Below are 18,194 nucleotides of genomic sequence, written 5' to 3'. Positions count from 1 at the left end.
CAGGCTTTAATATTCGTACTTTTATCTAGTTAATCTCATCCTTATGATCCATTCGAAAAAGAGAAGCATATCCATCATATTCCTGCTGGCAACAGTCCTGGTCTATGCTCAGAAAAGTGCCGTGTATGACTATGGTGACCAGGAATACATGGAGGGGCTGGAGTTGTATGAGAATCAAAAATATGGTGCGGCCCGCAGAGTGTTTGGAAAATTTCTGAAGGAGAATCCCGGCTCCAGGTCCGAAATACGGGCCGAAGCTTCCTTTTACCTGGCCATGTCGGCTGTGGAACTGAGAAATGATGACGCAGAGTTCCTGGTTCATTCCTTTGTGTCTGAATTTCCGGGCAGTCCTTATGTGGATGAAGCCGCCTTTCGCCTGGCCGATTTCTTTTATGACAAGAACAACTGGGCCAGGAGTATTTCCTGGTATAACCGGGTGGACCGCTACCGGATTGGAAAGGAGAAATTACCGGAATACTACTTCAAGAAGGGCTATAGTTACTATAAAAGAAACGATTTTGAGAATGCAAGAGTCAACTTCTATGAGATCCTGGACTGGGACAGCCCTTTTACGGGACCGGCCACCTATTACTATTCCCATATACACTATGTGGATGGAAACTATGAAACTGCACTGAAGGGATTCAGGGATATTGACGAAGATCCGCTGTTTAGTGCCATCGCTCCCTATTATATCTCGCAGATCCTTTTTATGCAGAAGAAATATGAAGAGCTTATTGATTACGCTCCTCCGTTCATGGATTCGGTTTCAGAGCGAAGACTGGGTGAGGTGGCCAAGATCATCGGGGAATCGCACTTTATGCTGAATGACTACCAGTCGGCCATCCCTTATCTGGAGACCTACCGGTCCAATTCGACATCTTACAGCATTCACGACCGTTACCAGCTGGCCTTCGCCTATTACAACAATCAGGAATATGAGAATGCGCTGTCCCTTTTTGAAGAGATTTCTTACCGCAATACGGAGATTGCCCAGAGTGCGCTGTATCACCTGGGCGACTGTTATCTGAAGACGGGTGATAAGAATAAGGCCCGGATCGCTTTTTCCAAAGCAGCCAATATGAATTTTGACCCGAACATACAGCAGGACGCCCTGTTTAATTTTGCCAAGGTCACTTTTGAACTTTCCTACAATCCCTTCAATGAAGCAATCCGGGCCCTGGAGCTTTATATTCGGACCTATCCGGCCGCAGAGAATACCGATGAGGCCAATAACTATCTGGTGACCGCCTACCTGGCCACCAGGAATTACTCCATGGCCATGAACTCTCTGGAGAAGATCCGCCGTAAGGATGCAAATATCGAACGGGCCTATCAGAAGGTGGCATTTTACCGCGGACTTGAACTCTATAAGAATCTGAGGTTCACTGAAGCAGTGGATGCCCTGGAGGTTTCCCTGCAATATGCGGCTTATGATCCCGTGATTGCCGCCCGGACCTATTTCTGGCTGGGGGAAGCAGCTTACCGGACCGGCGATAGGCTTACCGCCCGGATGTATTATGATGAATTTCTGAAAGACGGGCGCGCTGATCAGCAAAAGGAGTATTCGCTTTGTCACTATAGCCTGGGTTATCTTCATTTCGATGAAAAATCCTATGCTGAATCGCTCAGCTGGTTTGGGAAATTCCTTCGCTTGTCCGGAGGGGAGAACAGGGCCAGCGTTTCAGATGCCTCTAACCGGATGGCCGATTGCTATTATGTACAGAAGCAATACCCGCAGGCTATTGAGTATTATGACAGGGGGATAGCGTCCGGGCTGGCTGATGTGGATTATGCCATGTTCCAGAAAGGCTTTACCCTTGGACTGCTCGACCGGACCCGGGAGAAGATCAATGTACTGAACCAGATCATTGCAGAGCAGCCTAAATCTGCTTTTGTGGATGATGCCCTGTTCGAAATAGGAAGGAGCTATGTAGTTCTGAACCTGCCACAGCAGGCCCGGAGTTATTACGAGCGCCTGGTGAATGAGCACTCAAACTCCAGCTACACCAACAATGCCCTGAACCAGCTGGGCCTGATTCATTACAATGCCGGGGAGTACAGTGAAGCACTCGGCTATTATGAGCAGGTGGCCACCAACTACCCGGGCACTGCTGAAGCAGAGAATGCCCTGACCAGCATTAAAAACATCTATGTACGAAACGATAATGTCGACGGGTACCTGGCTTTTGTAAACGGACTGGGCCGGGATATTACCTTAAGTGAACAGGATTCGCTTTCCTATACTGCCGCCGAGATGGTGTATATGCGTGACGACTGTGAGGGGACGGTCCGGGCCTTTACCGATTACCTGGACGCCTTTCCCCGGGGCAGGTTCCTGTTAAATGCACACTACTACAAAGCCGACTGCCAGCTTAAACTGCAGCAAAATGACGAAGCACTGGAATCGCTCGATTACATCATCGGGCAGGCCCGGAATATGTTCACGGTTCCGGCGCTTGAAGCTGCTTCCAAAATCAGTTTCCGGGAAAAGGATTATAACAGGGCGGCTGACTATTACAGGGCACTGCTGGAAACGGCCGAGCAGAAACAGAATATTTTCGATGCCCAGGTGGGACTGATGCGCTGTTATTTTGAGTTGCAGGAGTATAGCAATACCATTGAAGCAGCCCGCCAGGTACTTCAGCTGGACAAGGTTCAGGAGGAGTATATCAGGGAAGCCAATTTTAAGATTGCCAAATCCTTTCACTACTTGAACGAAGTTGATTTTGCCTATGATTTCTACGGGAAGGTGGCTCATGAGGTAAACAGTAAAGAGGGTGCCGAGTCAAAGTATCTGATGATCGAGATCCTTTTTGGCAAAGGTGAGATGGACCGTGCCGAAGAGATGGCTTATGAGTTTATTGAAATGAATACCCCTCACCAGTACTGGATGGGAATGGCCTTCCTGACACTCTCGGATATCTACATTGAGAAAGGCGATGAGTTTTCGGCCATTAACTCCCTTCAGAGCCTGATCGATTATTATACGGTGACAGATGATGGCATCATTGCCAATGCCAAACAGCGAAAGGCAGCGCTTACAGAACAGGCGGAAAGTGATATTGCTCCCGAACCCAATTAAAATGAAAGCACGGAAATGAAACAGTTCAGGATATACTCCCAAAGATTACTGACAGCTATCTTATTGCTGCTGCTGCCTCTGGCTTTAATCGGACAGCAGCAGGAGGTAAGGGTGGTAAAGCCCTATTCGCCCACTCTGTCGGGTGCCAAAAAGATCGAGTTGCTTCCGGGTATGGAGGAGGAAATCGAATTTGAAATCCCGGTAATCAACTACCAGCTTCATCCCAAACGCTATGAGAGTCAGTTCAGGGTAGAACCAATCGTTGCAGCCAGGATGGTGAAAATGCCGCTGGAGAGGCTTTACAAGAGCCAGTTGACCATGGGTTTCGGAAATTACCTGACTCCACTTGCCGAACTGAACATCAACCAGCTGAGATCCCGGAACGGTACTTTAGGACTTTACCTGAAACACCACTCCATGAACGGGAAGCTCAAACTGGAAAACGACCAGAGGGTTCCGGCCGGTTTTAACGATAATGAAATCGAATTGTACGGCAGTCGTTTTATGAAAAATTCGGTATTTGATTATAGTGTTGGAGCCAGCTACAAGTCTTATGTGCACTATGGAGTCGATCCGGTTCTGGATACCTTGCTGACCCGGGAGCAAACCCTGCACCCCTATTTCACAGCCGGGGCGGCTATCGGACTTCATTCCATGCATGCAGACTCCTTTCATCTGAACTATAAAACCGCATTGGAGTATGCCTATTTCACCCATGAGTTTAACCAGGTGGAACATGGGGCCAGGCTCACCTTTGATTTTGACAAGAAACTCAGAGTGGTCGATATGGCTGCTGAACTGGGTGGGGAATTTCTGGGTCACTATCCCGACTGGGACACTACGGTGGGCTCTCAAACCTTATTCTGGCTGAACCCCTCCATTGCCAAAGGAACGGCTCAGTGGCGTTTCACGGCCGGGATCAATGTCTACGGGGAGGTGAACAGGGAGCAGTTCACCCCGCACCTTTACCCAAGGGCCTCTTTCCGCTTCCATATGGTCAAGGAGGTGATTGTCCCCTATTTCGGAGTGGATGGCTATCTGGAATCCAACTCCTACCGGCAGATCGTGGAGGAGAATCCATACATTGAACCCTCCCTGGGGGTCCGGCCTGTCAATCATAAGCTAATTGGATATTTCGGACTGAAAGGTCGTTTTTCAAAGGCTGTGGCCTACAACCTGAAGGCCAGTTATTCCATTATTGAGGATGCTTATTTTTATGTGAACGACCTCAGCGATCCGCTGATGAACCAGTTTATCGTGGTTTATGACGATGTGACCCTGGGCAAACTGCACGGGGAGCTTACCTTCCGGCCCGGCGATTCCTGGAAGTTTTTCCTGAAGGGGAACTATTACAGCTATATAACCATGGTGAGGGAGGAGCATCCCTGGAACAAGCCGCAGTTTGATATCTCTTTCCAGGCGAGATATAACATGAGGGATAAAATCATCGTCAATGCCGGGATTTATACCATTGGTTCCAGGTATTACGAAGATTATGATCCCCTCCTCCAACAAACTCTTCCTCTGGCTGTGGATGCCAATCTGGGCCTGGAGTACCGGTACAGCAAGCTGCTTTCTTTCTGGACCCGCCTGAACAATCTGGCAGCCCAGCCCTACTATCTCTACCATCAATATCCGGCCTATCGTTTCGGGCTAATGGTGGGATTTAAATATGCCCTATAGGAACAAAGGGTATGCGGAACCTTTCAGTTTTTATAAGTACCAACAGCTTCTCAGCATGTATCTTAAAAGTTTTACTTTTCGTGAAAATGCCGGTCAGAACATCGAATGGCTCATTGATCAGGTGAGCCTCGGCCTGACCAACCTGGTCGTGGGAAAAAATTCCAGCGGAAAAACCCGTACTCTGAATGCTATATCAGATCTGGTGAGTATGCTTATGGGCAAGGGGACCACGGCCACCGGACCGGTGAGTTACGAGTTATTGTTCAGGAACAGCGAAAATGAAATGAAATATGAACTGGAGTATGATCTGGACACCATACACCTGGAGCGCCTCTATGTGGGAGAGGAGATGGTGCTGGAGCGAAAGGAGGGCGGTACCGGAATCGTTAAGTATGTGGCTACTCCGGATTCCATGTTCCTGGATTTCGCGATTCCGCACGATCAGCTGGCCTGTTATGCCAAGCGCGACCGGCTGCAGCACCCCTTTATTGAGATGATCCACAGCTGGGCCATCAGCCTCCGAAGGTTTAATTTCAGCAGCGATTTAGGGAAATCACGATATGCCCTGAAATCTTCCTTCGAATCCAGAGAAGTAGACTGGACCGATACAGCAAATTCGCTGGTTCCAGCCATTTCGGTGGCTGAGGAGGAGTTTCCTGAGTTCCACCAACTGGTCCTGAAGGATATGAAGCAGATCGGATATGACCTGCATGATTTCGGGGTCATCCGTTTTTCGGAGCGTTTCAGCGGTGGCAGCCAGGACCGTTTTGCGGTTTACACGACAGAGACGGGACTGGAAAAACAGGTGACCCAGCGCGATATGTCCCAGGGGATGTTCCGGGCATTCTCCGTACTGGTGCAGGTGAATTACTACATACTCTGCAAGCATAAAGGTTTCGTGATTATCGATGACATCGGAGAAGGGCTCGATTTCTCCAGGGCCAAGCAACTGGTACAGGTCCTGATCTCCAAGGCAGCAGAAGCTGAAATTCAGCTGATCATGTCCACCAATGACTCCTTTATAATGAATGCGGTAGATATTGAAAACTGGGCAGTGATTATGCGGGAAGGGCATAAGATCAGCCTCTTTAACTACGAAAATTCAAAGGAGATCTTCGAGGAGTTTAAATTTACCGGGCTGAACAATTTTGATTTTTATGCCAGTGAGTTCTTCCGCTCCGGATTCAGCGACGAGGATGAGGATGAAGATCAGGGAGCATGAGAAAACTGGCCATTTTTGTAGAGGGGCTTACCGAACAGATCCTGGTCAGGCATATGCTTCAGACAGTACTCGGACAGAACAGGATCGCCATTCAAACCGTAAAGATCACCGGCGGGCACAATGTCAGAATGTCTTTCACGGTGATGCGGGCCGCCCATGTGGAGAGGTATACGGACTATTATATCATGATTTACGATTGTGGAGGTGAAAGCAATGTGAAAGGCTACCTGATGGCGCACCGCGATAAACTGGTCTCCAGCGGGTATACCATGGTTATGGGACTGAGAGATGTATATCCCAATTTCAAGCGGGAGGAGGTAGGCAGACTGCGGAGGGGGCTCAATTATAAATTACCACAGAAGGGAGCAGCCACCAGGATTTATCTGGCAGTGATGGAGACCGAGGCCTGGTTCCTGGGAGAATACAAACATCTGAAAAAGGTTTCACCCAAACTGACACCCCAGTTTATTGAGAAACGGCTGGGATTTAATCCACGTACAGAAAACATGGAGGACCGCGACCGGCCGGCTGCAGATATGAAAGCCGCCTACCAGCTGGTGGGTCACGATTACACCAAAAAACGGGACAGGCTCAGCGCGGTGGTCCAAAAACTTGATTTTAACCATTTCAACCATGCCCTGGCGGAAAAGATGCCCAGCCTGGGGACTTTTGTGGATGGCCTTTCAGCGTTCTTCCAGGAGAGTCTGTAATTAAATTTATGGAAACAGAAGCTATAATCAAAGAGGTCCTTGAGGCACTAACAGATCTGGGAAGTGCCGAACGGAGAGAAAAATCAAAAAGTTATTTTCCCACCGCACAAAAGGTATTGGGTGTTACCAGTCCGGAAATCAGGCAGGTACTGAAAGAGATCAGGAGGAAATATTCCAGCTGGTGTGCCGAAGAGTGGATTGCTTTCTGCAAATCCCTGGTGGCCACTGGAGTTTTTGAGTGTCAGGTTCTTGCCTTTGAGACGCATGGAAGGGACAAGAGCTTATTGGATGCCCTGGAGTATCAGGACCTGGAGGCACTTGGAAGAAACCTGGATAACTGGGCTTCGGTAGATCACTATACGGTGGGGATATTTGGGGTGCTTTGGGGAAGAGGAGTGGTTCAGGATCATCACATTGAGGCATTACTTGAATCAAAGAATTTCTGGGAGCGAAGGATGGCTGTTGTTTCCTCGGTGCCCCTGAATCTGAAATCCCGCGGTGGCAAAGGCGATACCCCGCGGACCATCTCGGTTTGCGAAAGAGTTGTGGATGATCACCACGACATGATCCAGAAGGCTCTCTCCTGGGTGCTCAGGGAACTTTCCAAACGGGACCGGGATGCAGTTAGTTCATTTCTGGAACGGAACGAAAAGCGACTGGCAAACAGAGTGCTCCGGGAGGTCAATCACAAACTTGATTTCGGGACTAAGAATTAAGTCCGGAATTTCAACCATCCAATGTTAATAACTTCACTGGTTTTCAATACTTTCCGTACTTGCAGAATGGATTTTTTTTGCTATTTTTACATGAATTATTGAAAAGGGGAAAGTTGTTTTTCAAACAATTGAAAATCAAGTACATAGAAATATTCATCGGGATTGGGAATTCAAATGGGACGGCAAGCTCTGAACGCTTGAACGAAGGGTACATAATCACATAAAAATAACGGTAGTTTAAATGGTGGTTCGATGACTATCATTTTTATCACATAAAGCAGCGAGATAATGAGTGAGCAGTTGAACAAAAAAGATTATTCGGCGGATAGTATACAGGTCTTGGAAGGATTGGAAGCGGTACGTAAGAGACCTGCCATGTTTATTGGGGACGTCAGTGAAAAGGGATTGCACCACCTGGTTTATGAAGTGGTGGATAACTCCATTGATGAGGCACTGGCCGGACATTGCAGCAGAATTGATTTAACCATCAATGAGGATAACTCCGTTACCGTGGTGGATGATGGCCGCGGTATTCCGATTGATATGCATGAGAAGGAGGGGAAATCCGCTCTGGAAGTGGTTATGACAGTGCTTCATGCCGGTGGCAAGTTTGATAAGGAATCCTACAAGGTCTCAGGCGGATTGCATGGGGTAGGGGTATCCTGTGTAAATGCCCTCTCCGGAACCCTGAAGGCCGAGGTCCACAGAGGTGGGGAGATTTATGTCCAGACCTACCAGAAAGGGATCCCCGACGGTCCGGTTACGAAAGTCGGCACCACCCAAAAGACCGGGACCATCGTTACTTTTAAGCCCGATGAAACTATTTTTACGGTTACCGAATTCAAATATGAGATTCTGGCTTCCCGCCTCCGGGAACTGGCTTTCCTGAACAAGGGAATTCAGCTCAATATCAAGGATATGCGAGAGAAGGAGGAGAATGGAAACGGGAACGGAAACGGGAATGAGCATGCTGAAAGTGCTTACCGCCATGATGAGTTTTATTCGGAAGAGGGGCTCAAGGAGTTTGTAGCCTTCCTGGACGCCAACCGGGAGTCGCTTATCGAGGAAACGGTGCATATAGATACGGAGAAGAACGATGTTCCTGTAGAGATTGCCCTGCAGTACAATACCTCCTTCTCGGAGAATATTCACTCTTATGTAAATAATATCAATACCATTGAAGGTGGGACGCACCTTTCGGGTTTCAGAAGGGGGCTGACCCGCACTCTGAAAAATTATGCTGAAAAATCGGGGATGCTCTCCAAACTGAAGTTTGATATCAACGGAGACGATTTTCGGGAGGGTTTAACAGCTATCATTTCCGTGAAAGTGGCGGAACCCCAGTTTGAAGGCCAGACCAAGACCAAACTGGGGAACTCAGATATCATGGGTGTGGTTGATCAGGCAGTAAGCGCTTCACTGGCCTATTACCTGGAGGAGCATCCAAAGGATGCCAGGCAAATTGTCAGCAAAGTGATCCTGGCTGCTACCGCCCGTCATGCGGCAAGAAAAGCCAGGGAACTGGTTCAGCGCAAAAATGTCTTATCGGGTGCGGGGCTGCCAGGTAAACTGGCCGATTGCTCCGAAAAGGATCCTGCCTTGACGGAGATTTACCTGGTGGAGGGTGATTCTGCAGGGGGAACTGCCAAGCAGGGCAGGGACAGGGCTTTCCAGGCCATTATGCCTTTGAGGGGCAAGATTCTGAATGTGGAGAAGGCCATGGTACACAAGATCTTTGAGAACGAAGAGATCAAGAATATCTTCACAGCTTTGGGCGTGAAGATCGGTACGGAAGAGGATAGCAAGGCGCTGAATATAGCAGGATTACGTTACCACAAGATCATCATCATGACGGATGCCGATGTGGATGGTTCCCACATAGCCACCCTGATCATGACCTTTTTCTTCAGGTATATGAATGAGCTGATTAAAAACGGATACCTCTATATCGCGACCCCACCACTTTACCTGGTACGTAAAGGTAAAAACGAGCGGTACTGCTGGAGCGAGGAGGAGCGTGAAGCCTTCATTAAAGAGGTTGGAGGCGGAAAAGAGTCAGGTGTTCATATCCAGCGCTATAAGGGTCTGGGGGAGATGAATGCGGAGCAACTCTGGGATACTACCATGAATCCTGAGAACAGGACCCTCAGGCAGGTAACCATCGATAGTGCCGCCGAGGCCGATCGTATCTTCTCCATGCTCATGGGAGATGAGGTTCCTCCCCGCAGGGAGTTTATCGAGAAGCACGCCAAGTATGCCAACATCGATGCATGATGTTTGTTTCATGGCTTCCTGCTAAGGAATAGCTACGAATTGTCCCCCTGTTATTATTGGCTTAATCACGGAGTAAGTCTGAATTGCGGTGATTCCTGTCCTGCCCGGAAGGAGTCCCTGGACTGGTTACCGGGAAACGGATCGCCCGGAAAACGCAGCGAGGATCCTGGAGTTAAACTGCTCTCAAGGAGCTTTGCAGTCCGGCATCCCTGATAAGGCGGGGCACGATGGCTTCCCAGCCTACCGACATCAGGTGGAAGCCCCTGATGCCTTGTTTACCCCGGATCTTTTCCATGATATCCAGGGCAATCTCCACTCCAAGTTCTTCATAATTATCTTCTTTAGCCTCTTCGAAGCGGTCCAGGATGTTTTTGGGAATCCGGACTCCCGGAATGTGGTGATGCAGGTGCAGGGCCATCCGCCTGCTTCGTATGGGAGTAACTCCGGCGAGGATGAAGACCTTATCAGGCACCCCTCTTTTATCCAGTGCTTCCAGCCACGGATCCAGTGCCTGCGCGTCGAAGATCAGGTTGGTCTGGAAAAACTGTGCCCCGGCATTGATCTTCTTTTCTTCTCGGAGGGCCTGAAAACGGGGTTCAGAAGCAAAAGGAGAAGCAGCGGCTCCCAGGAACAAGCGGGGAGCCGAATTCATCTTCCGTCCATCCAGATAGATGCCTTCATCTCTCATTCGTCTCAGTATCCAGAGCATCTGCACCGCATCCATATCCAGGATATTGGTAGAGCTGGTGGGTGTGGGGCCTGTGCGGGCATGGTCGCCTGAAATGCACAGTACATTATGTACCCCCATGACATTGGCTCCCATGATATCGGATTGCAATCCGCTGCGGGTTTTGTCCCTGGCTGCGATCTGAAGCACCGGATCTGCACCCATATCAGCGGCGATCTTGCAGCAGGCCATGCTCGACATGCGCGGATAAGCCGAGGCACTGTCGGTAAAGTTAATGGCTGTGACCAGATCCCCGACCAGGGCAATGTCGCGCTTCAGCTTTCCGGTGGCTGCACTCAAAGGCGGGGATACCTCGGCAGTAATAACAAATTTCCCTGCCTTCAGGGCACTCTCCAAGGGGGAGACGGGCTCTTTTTTCAGAGGGGGATGATATTCCGGGTCGCCTTTCCACCAGGAGGGCTGCCGGACCGCTTGAAACACCGCTTCCCAGGATTCCCGTTTTTTCTCCTTGTTCCGGGAGAGACCTGCTTTAATAAAGCTGCCGGAACCGAAATGACGGATCGAACGGATTACATCTCCCCAGGTTTCGGTCCCTGCCTTGTCCCAATCCAGGGGCGGCAATACTTCGAGCAGCCTCTTCTCCCTGCCCATCTTAAAGGAGCGTTCATAGATTTTATACCAGATGCAGGGCCGGGTCTCATCCACATAGCACTTTTCCGGTGTTGATCCTCCACAGGGCCCGTTACGCATGCCTTTGGGACACTCCATGGGGCAGATAAAGGCGGTTTCCTGAAGCAGGCAGTTCCCACACATCCGGCAGCCGAAGAGGGGGCCCTTCACCATCCGCTCCACCTTTCTCAGAACTCTTTTGCCAAAGGGCTCTTTCTTAGAAGGCAGGAAGGGAGCCTGCCATCTTCTGCCTGGGGTAAATACGGCCATTGCTTCTGAGTTTAAGTTGTTTGATCAACTGTTTTTCAAAGCCTCCTGACTAAAGAAGAATTCTGTAAACCGCATAGCGAATTCATCCCTGGCCCTGACCAGGTCCAGGGCCCTGACAAAGGTCGTGATTTTGTCAGGGTTGGCGATGGGACAACTGAGACCGTTCCAGATGGAAATGGCCAAATGAGCCTTGTTCAGTTCTTCCCTGTTAGGCAGTCCGAAAGAGATGTTGCTGGCTCCCTGTGTGATATTGAGACCAAGTCGGTCGTGAACCAGTTTGATGGTTTGCAGGGTGACCATACATGCATCGTGATCGGCGCTGACCGCCATGGCCAGGGGATCAATGATCACATCCTCCGCTGGAATCCCTGTCCGGACGGCCCGGTTAAGAATCTTTTCTGCAATCTGAAATCTGAGTTCCGGATCCTGTGTGATCCCTTCCTCATCCATCACCAGCCCGATCACTGCTGCTCCGTACTCTCTGGCCTGGGGAAGGATGGCCTGCAGGGACTTTTCTTCTCCATTCACCGAGTTAATCAAAGCTTTGCCTTCGGCCGCCTTTAATGCTGCCTCGATGGCTTTGGGATTGGGGGAGTCCAGGCAGAGGGGGATGTCAAAGCTCTCCTGAATGGCCCTCACAGTTTCTGGCAGCATGCTTTCATCGTCCACCCCGGGAAAGCCCACATTTACATCCAGGACCTCTGCGCCGCTTTCTATCTGCGATTTTGCGAGTTGCAGGACGAATTCAAAATCATGGTTTCGCAGGGTCTCCGCCAGTTTCTTGCGGCGGGTGGGATTGATGCTTTCGCCAATGACGACTACCGGTCCTTCGGTGTCGATGATCACCTCTTTTGTCTTGCCTCTGAGTATGGTTTGCATATGAACGAATGGAAAGTGATACACTTATGAACATAATATTTCTGACCTGTCCGGCTTACATGAGTCCTGTAATATTCCCGTCATTATCGATGCTGATATTTTCTGATGCCGGATGGGCCGGCAGGCCAGGCATCCTCATGATGTTTCCGGTAATGGGGATCAGGAATCCTGCTCCCGATGCAATCTCAATCTCGCGTACAGTGATGATAAAGTCTTTGGGCCGGCCCAGCAGGGCGGGATTGTCGGAGAGGGATTTTTGAGTCTTGGCAATACAGACCGGCAGTTGTTCCAGACCCAGTTCGGAAATCTTTTTCAAATCCTGCCTGGCCTGGGGCGAGTAATCCACATGTTCGGCACCATATATCCTGGTGGCCAGAGTTTCTATCTTTCTTTTTACATCCCAGTTCCAGTCATACAGGGGCTCAAACACCGGAGGGTCGGACTCGGCAAGGGCCATCACCTTTTCTGCCAGATCCAGGGCCCCTTCGCCTCCTTTGGCCCAAAGATCTGCCACGGCGCAGTCGACGCCCAGTGATCTGGCTTTTTCAAGCACCATGTCGATCTCCTCTTTGGTATCGGAGGTAAAGCGGTTCAGGGCTATCACGGGAGTCACCTTAAACTGCCTGATGTTTTCCAGGTGTTTTTCCAGGTTGGGCAGTCCCTTTCTCAGGGCTTCAGGATCCGGATCCTTCAGTTTCATCAATTCGGCACCGCCATGGTATTTCAGGGCCCGGATGGTGGTGGTCAGGACCACCACCTTCGGTGAAAGGCCCGCACTCTGACATTTGATATCGAAGAATTTCTCAGCTCCCAGGTCAAAGCCAAAGCCCGCTTCCGTGACGGTATACTCCGAAAGGGTCATTCCCATCTTGGTGGCTATCACTGAGTTGGTCCCCTGGGCGATATTGGCAAAGGGCCCTCCGTGAATAATGGCCGGATTTCCTTCAATGGTTTGTACCAGATTGGGCATAATGGCATCTTTCAGCAGGGCAGCCATGGCCCCTTCCGCTTTCAGATCCCGGGCATATATGGGCTCTTTCTGATGCGTATATCCTACAAAAATATTGCCCAGCCTGATTTTCAGATCGTGAATATCGGCCGCCAGGCAAAGGATGGCCATGATCTCCGAGGCTGCTGTAATATCGAAGCCGGTTTCCCTCGGAACGCCTGAGGTGGTGCCTCCAAGCCCCACGATGATCCGGCGCAACGACCGGTCATTCATATCAATCACCCTTTTCCAGGAGATGGTTCTCGGATCGAGTCCCAGTCCGTTGGTCCTGCTTTGAATATTGTTATCGATCACCGCGGAGAGCAGGTTATGCGCCTTTTCGATAGCGGCAAAGTCGCCCGTGAAATGAAGATTGATATCCTCCATGGGCAGTACCTGGGAGTATCCTCCGCCGGTGGCCCCTCCCTTGATCCCGAAGATGGGCCCCAGGGAAGGCTCCCTGAGAACCACCGTGCTTTTCTTCCCCAGGCGGTTAAGCCCCTCTGAGAGGCCTATGGATACCGTAGTTTTGCCCTCTCCCGCAGGAGTGGGAGAGGTGGCGGATACCAGGATCAGCTTGCTCTGTTTAACCCGCTTTTCATCAATGAGATGCAGGGGCAGCTTGGCTTTATACTTACCGAACATCTCTATCAGATCTTCGTGAATACCCAGCTTGCCTGCGATGGCTGAGATATGCAGTAGCTTTACTTTTTTGGCTATGTCAAGATCATTCATGTTGGAGGACTTTGAATTCTGAAGATAAAACTATTCTGAACAAACTATACGGGTAATATCAAATTACTGTTTCATAATCACTATTTTTACCTTCAGCAAAGCCTGACATTACATTCTAAAACCTCACTATTTATGGATTCCTTATTAGTAAAACTTGGTGAAGCAGTGGAAGCTGGAAAAGTGGACAAAAACTCCCCCTATCCCCCGCAGATGAAGGGACTGGACGGAGCGGATGAAATTGCCTTCGAGGCTCTGGCCAGTGGAGTATCTCCCTCAGATATTCTTACCGTGGCGCTGGTCCCGGCCATGGACCGCATCGGACAAAAGTTTTCAGAGAACAAGATATTTGTCCCCCAGATGTTAATGTCCGCCAAAGCCATGGGGGCTGCCATGAAGCACCTGAAGCCCTTCTTTCAGAGTGGTGATGTGAAAACCAAAGGAACCTTTATCATCGGTACCGTGAAGGGTGACCTGCACGATATTGGAAAGAATCTGGTGGCTATGATGGTGGAAGGCGGGGGATGGAGCATCATTGACCTGGGCGTGGATGTGAATGAAGATACCTTTACACAGGCAGTTTCGGAGAATCCGGGGGCGGTGGTCGGCCTGTCCGCTCTGCTTACCACTACCATGGCCAATATGGAGGAGATTGTAAGGAAGATCAAAGGGACTCATCCCGGTACCAGGATCCTGGTGGGCGGAGCTCCTCTGACAGACGAGTTCAGAATCCAGATCGGAGCTGATTTCTATTCCCCCGATCCCCGCGGTGCCGTGGAATACTTAAAAGAACTTGCCGTTTAGCTTTTGGAAACCGTCCGGATCACACTACTTCCTCCTGGCAAAGAACTGACAGTCACCAGGGGAGCTTCCTTAATCGATGCTCTGCACGAATTCGGTGTTGAATTTCCCTGCGGGGGGAAGGGAAGATGTGGCAAGTGTAAAGTGAAGGTAGCCGGGGGCCTAATCCAAACCATTCCGGAGCATCAGAGAAAACTTAAAGAACTGGGACTTTCCCCGGAGTGGAGACTGGCTTGCATGAGCAGGGCTGAGGAGGATCTGGTGCTGGAAGTGGGACAGTTCGAAACGATGATCCAGGCCGATGAAAGTTCCTTCTCGTTTGTGCCCCTTTCCGGTTATGGAGTGGCAGTGGATCTGGGAACCACCACCCTGGTGGCGCAGCTGGTGGACCTCTCTAGCTCAAAGGTGCTTGCTGTTGAAACAGCCCTGAACCCCCAGCGCAGATGGGGAAGCGATCTGATCACCAGGCTTGAATCGGCACTTGCCGGGAACGGGCCCCGGCTAAGCCGCTTGATCCGGGAGGAGATCGGAGCCATGTTACTGAAGCTGACCGGAGGAAGAAAGACCAGGATCGAGAGGATCGTGATGGTGGGGAACACGGTGATGCAGCATCTGTTTTCCGGCGCCGATATCAGGCCGCTGGCTTATTATCCCTTTGATTCGCCCGACCTGGGAATCAGGGAATTCAGCGCCTCCGGGCTGGACTGGGATTTAAACTGTGACCGGATCAGCTTCTTCCCTTCCATCGGGAGCTTTGTGGGAAGTGATATCCTGGCGGGAATACATGCCACGGACCTGTGGCGCAGAAAGGAGTATTCGGTACTGGTGGACCTGGGAACCAACGGGGAGATTGTCGTTGGGAACAGAGAGCGCTTGTTATGTGCCTCCACCGCAGCAGGACCTGCTTTTGAAGGTGCCAGGATATCCAGGGGGATGCTGGCCACTACCGGGGCTATTTCGTCGGTCACGGACAGCGGGGAGGGATTAAGTTGCCGGGTGATCGGGAATGTTCCGGCTTCAGGAATCTGCGGAAGCGGCCTGATCGATGCGGTGGCCACGCTCCTGGACAGGGGTATGCTGGGAGTTTTTGGGGAGATCCTCTCAGGTGATGGGGAGATAGCTCTTACGGAGGGGGTCAGCCTTACAGCCAGGGATATCCAGGAGTTCCTGCTGGCCAAGGCAGCCATCGCGGCCGGTCTGACTATTCTGCTGCGAAAGCTTGGAATCAGTGCAGAGGAGATCTCCCGTATTTACATATCCGGGGCTTTTGGTACCTATATTAATCTGGAGAAGATGCTTCGGACAGGAATGATGGATTTTCCTCCGGATCGTTTTCGAAAACTGGGAAACTCCGCTTTGATGGGAGCCAAGATGTTTCTCTTTTCCCCGATGGAGCTGACTGAAAAGATTCTGGGCCTTAGCAGCCATGTGAACCTGGAGTCTGAGAAGGATTTCCAGGATATTTATGTAAACTCCCTCTCCTTTAATACCCCTTCCAGCTAAGTGTTTCAGGGGTGATTTAATACATGCAGGCTCCCGTTTTCAATACGCAGCAGGGAAGGAACACTTTTCCTGTTTCCCAGTTCGTCAAAGGAGATAGTGCCGCTTAGCCCTTTGTAAAAGGTCGATTCGCTCAGGTAATTTGTGATGGATGTCCTGTCTGTTCCGACATGCTGAATTGCATTGATAACCAGGTTTACAGCATCGTACAAATAGGCAGAGCGGCAGTCCGGAAACTTGCTTTCCCTGGCAGCATGCAGACCAATCAGGTAAATTCCTTCGAAAGCTTCAGAGCCCGATTCCCGGCTCTCCATTCCCATCTTAAAGTGGAGGGTGCCATAGATTTTCAGGCCTGGTTTCTGCGTTCCAAGGCTTTGAATCAGATCACTCATGTTAGCTGCGTAGTAGGGAATAATTAAGTGATCCAGTTCATTGCTTATGATCTGACCGAAAACTCTCTGCTGCCTGGTATGGCTGGTATCCAGGGGGATTAGCACTGGTGCCATTCCGGTTTTCTGAGTTACCGCTTTGGTAAGACTTTTAATGGCATAACGGGTGTCGTAGCTCTCTACCGAGAGGATGCCGGTTTTTCCTCCGCCTTCTTTTTGTATCTGGTCCAGGATGACAGCCGCCTGCTGGTCATCATTGGGCACCACCCGCATGAACCAGGGAACAAAGGCCTGAGAAAGGGTGGGCTCGGTGGCGAAGGTCTCCATGTAAGTGAGGTGCGACTTGGTGGCCACCTGTTCGGCCAGATGTCCGTTCCGGCCGTCCAGTGACCCGATGATAGCCCGGACACGGTCCTCATAAACCAAACTGACCGATTCTTTGGAACCTGCGCCCCAGAACCCTTCTGCAGTGCGGATGATCAGTTCAAAATCGTGCTGCTTATAGCCGCCTGCATCATTGGCTTCCAGAATGGCCAGTTCTGCTGCCTCAGCTACTTTCCAATAGCTGGGATCGGGGAGGAGCAGTCCGATGCCTATCTTGCCTGAAGGGGTCAGATGCTCCCCGGGAACTCGCTGCTGATCCTGAGCGGCCCCGTCAAAAGGAAGGGCCACGATCGCCAGAAACAGGTATCGTGAAAGCCGGGTCAAAACCTGGCCGGTTTAGAGCACGTGAATGGAGCGGCCTATGGCCTCTGCCACTTTCCGGAGATCTCCCATCATCCTCCCGAACTCCTCGGGATAAAGGGATTGTGAACCATCACAAAGGGCTTCTTCGGGCCGGTAGTGTACCTCCATTAATAATCCGTCCGCCCCTGCGGCAATAGAGGCCCTGGCCATGGTAGGCACCAGGGATCGTATCCCTGTGCCATGACTTGGATCCACAATCACGGGTAAATGAGTGCGTTGTTTCAGTACCGGAATGGCATTAAGATCCAGGGTGTAGCGGGTGGATGATTCAAAGGTCCGGATGCCTCTTTCGCACAGTACCACCTGGGTATTTCCCTGTGAAAGCAGGTATTCGGCCGCATACAGGTATTCATCGATGGTGGCCATCATCCCCCGCTTCAAAAGGATGGGTTTGGAGGTTTTCCCTGCCTCTTTCAGCAGGGGGAAGTTCTGCATGTTCCTGGAACCGATCTGCAGCATATCGGCATACCTGGCCACGGTCTCTACCTGCCGGGTATCCATGACCTCAGAGACCACAGATAAACCGGTCAAACCCCGGGCTCTTTCCAGCATCTCCAGTCCCTCTATGCCCAGGCCCTGAAAACTGTAAGGGGAGGTCCGCGGCTTAAAAGCCCCGCCTCTCAGGATGGAAGCTCCCAGGCTTCGGACACTTTTTGCTGTTTCACTTAATTGCACCTCGCTCTCAACGGCACAGGGGCCGGCCATGATGACAATCTCCTTGCCACCGATCCGGATGCCGTTGACATTAACAATAGTGCCCTCCGGTCTGGCGCTTCTGCTGACCAGGTCGGGATCATCACTTTTGAGGGTGGTTTCAATACTACACGTATCTGTTTGCATC

At 50.7% G+C, this 18,194-nt stretch carries 13 protein-coding genes; 8 read left to right on the top strand and 5 right to left on the bottom strand.

Going from position 1 to position 18,194, the window contains the following annotated elements:
- Positions 1-43 precede the first annotated feature (43 nt).
- From P1P86_06745 to gyrB, 6 genes are all read left to right on the top strand, one after another.
- A complete protein-coding gene (locus P1P86_06745; GenBank protein ID MDF1574876.1) occupies positions 44-3,085 on the top strand; it encodes a tetratricopeptide repeat protein in 3,042 nt (1,013 codons plus the stop codon).
- 15 nt (positions 3,086-3,100) lie between these two features.
- Positions 3,101-4,768, top strand: coding sequence for a hypothetical protein (locus P1P86_06740; GenBank protein MDF1574875.1), 1,668 nt, complete (start codon positions 3,101-3,103; stop codon positions 4,766-4,768).
- Positions 4,769-4,823: 55 nt separating this feature from the next.
- Positions 4,824-5,990, top strand: a complete 1,167-nt coding sequence (locus P1P86_06735; protein MDF1574874.1) for an ATP-binding protein — start codon at positions 4,824-4,826, stop codon at positions 5,988-5,990.
- Entirely contained in the window at positions 5,987-6,700 is a 714-nt protein-coding gene (locus P1P86_06730) for a DUF4276 family protein (GenBank protein MDF1574873.1), read from the top strand. Before P1P86_06735 ends, P1P86_06730 begins: the two co-directional genes overlap by 4 nt.
- Positions 6,701-6,708: 8 nt before the next feature.
- The gene (locus P1P86_06725; GenBank protein MDF1574872.1) at positions 6,709-7,416 is read left to right on the top strand and encodes a DNA alkylation repair protein; all 708 of its coding nucleotides are present in this window, start codon (positions 6,709-6,711) and stop codon (positions 7,414-7,416) included.
- 288 nt (positions 7,417-7,704) lie between these two features.
- Positions 7,705-9,690: a DNA topoisomerase (ATP-hydrolyzing) subunit B gene (gene gyrB, locus P1P86_06720; protein MDF1574871.1), complete on the top strand. Its 1,986-nt coding sequence runs from the start codon at positions 7,705-7,707 to the stop codon at positions 9,688-9,690.
- A 172-nt stretch (positions 9,691-9,862) separates the two neighbouring features.
- Here the strand turns inward: gyrB and P1P86_06715 are convergent, their stop codons facing one another.
- Genes P1P86_06715 through P1P86_06705 form a run of 3 tightly spaced genes read right to left on the bottom strand, consistent with a single transcriptional unit; the run spans position 9,863 to position 13,919 of the window.
- Complete coding sequence (locus P1P86_06715) at positions 9,863-11,317, bottom strand: methylenetetrahydrofolate reductase C-terminal domain-containing protein (GenBank protein MDF1574870.1); 1,455 nt, start codon at positions 11,315-11,317, stop codon at positions 9,863-9,865.
- 24 nt (positions 11,318-11,341) lie between these two features.
- The gene (locus tag P1P86_06710) at positions 11,342-12,196 is read right to left on the bottom strand and encodes a dihydropteroate synthase (GenBank protein ID MDF1574869.1); all 855 of its coding nucleotides are present in this window, start codon (positions 12,194-12,196) and stop codon (positions 11,342-11,344) included.
- A gap of 55 nt (positions 12,197-12,251) precedes the next feature.
- Positions 12,252-13,919 carry a formate--tetrahydrofolate ligase gene (locus tag P1P86_06705; protein ID MDF1574868.1) on the bottom strand — a complete coding sequence of 556 codons (1,668 nt, stop codon included), beginning with the start codon at positions 13,917-13,919 and terminating at the stop codon, positions 12,252-12,254.
- A 132-nt stretch (positions 13,920-14,051) separates the two neighbouring features.
- Between P1P86_06705 and P1P86_06700 the strand changes: the two genes are divergently transcribed.
- On the top strand, positions 14,052-14,720 hold the full coding sequence (locus tag P1P86_06700) for a cobalamin-dependent protein (protein MDF1574867.1): 669 nt from the start codon (positions 14,052-14,054) through the stop codon (positions 14,718-14,720).
- Between the two features lie 3 nt (positions 14,721-14,723).
- On the top strand, positions 14,724-16,220 hold the full coding sequence (locus P1P86_06695) for an ASKHA domain-containing protein (protein MDF1574866.1): 1,497 nt from the start codon (positions 14,724-14,726) through the stop codon (positions 16,218-16,220).
- Between the two features lie 5 nt (positions 16,221-16,225).
- Here P1P86_06695 and P1P86_06690 read toward each other — a convergent pair whose 3' ends face one another.
- Complete coding sequence (locus P1P86_06690; GenBank protein ID MDF1574865.1) at positions 16,226-17,314, bottom strand: ABC transporter substrate-binding protein; 1,089 nt, start codon at positions 17,312-17,314, stop codon at positions 16,226-16,228.
- A 12-nt stretch (positions 17,315-17,326) separates the two neighbouring features.
- The gene (aroF, locus tag P1P86_06685) at positions 17,327-18,193 is read right to left on the bottom strand and encodes a 3-deoxy-7-phosphoheptulonate synthase (protein ID MDF1574864.1); all 867 of its coding nucleotides are present in this window, start codon (positions 18,191-18,193) and stop codon (positions 17,327-17,329) included.
- Position 18,194: the final 1 nt, after the last annotated feature.

It is taken from the genome of Bacteroidales bacterium, from assembly GCA_029210725.1.
Classification (GTDB): Bacteria; Bacteroidota; Bacteroidia; order Bacteroidales.
The sequence above is the reverse complement of the archived record's forward strand: the minus strand, read 5'-3'. Positions and strand labels throughout refer to the sequence as shown.

Coding starts and splice junctions, on each gene's coding strand:
- P1P86_06715 (MDF1574870.1), bottom strand. CDS start 11,317: ATGGCCGTATTTACCCCAGGCAGAAGATGGCAGGCTCCCTTCCTGCCT.
- P1P86_06740 (MDF1574875.1), top strand. CDS start 3,101: ATGAAACAGTTCAGGATATACTCCCAAAGATTACTGACAGCTATCTTA.
- P1P86_06705 (MDF1574868.1), bottom strand. CDS start 13,919: ATGAATGATCTTGACATAGCCAAAAAAGTAAAGCTACTGCATATCTCA.
- P1P86_06735 (MDF1574874.1), top strand. CDS start 4,824: ATGTATCTTAAAAGTTTTACTTTTCGTGAAAATGCCGGTCAGAACATC.
- aroF (MDF1574864.1), bottom strand. CDS start 18,193: ATGCAAACAGATACGTGTAGTATTGAAACCACCCTCAAAAGTGATGAT.
- P1P86_06700 (MDF1574867.1), top strand. CDS start 14,052: ATGGATTCCTTATTAGTAAAACTTGGTGAAGCAGTGGAAGCTGGAAAA.
- gyrB (MDF1574871.1), top strand. CDS start 7,705: ATGAGTGAGCAGTTGAACAAAAAAGATTATTCGGCGGATAGTATACAG.
- P1P86_06730 (MDF1574873.1), top strand. CDS start 5,987: ATGAGAAAACTGGCCATTTTTGTAGAGGGGCTTACCGAACAGATCCTG.
- P1P86_06745 (MDF1574876.1), top strand. CDS start 44: ATGATCCATTCGAAAAAGAGAAGCATATCCATCATATTCCTGCTGGCA.
- P1P86_06725 (MDF1574872.1), top strand. CDS start 6,709: ATGGAAACAGAAGCTATAATCAAAGAGGTCCTTGAGGCACTAACAGAT.
- P1P86_06710 (MDF1574869.1), bottom strand. CDS start 12,196: ATGCAAACCATACTCAGAGGCAAGACAAAAGAGGTGATCATCGACACC.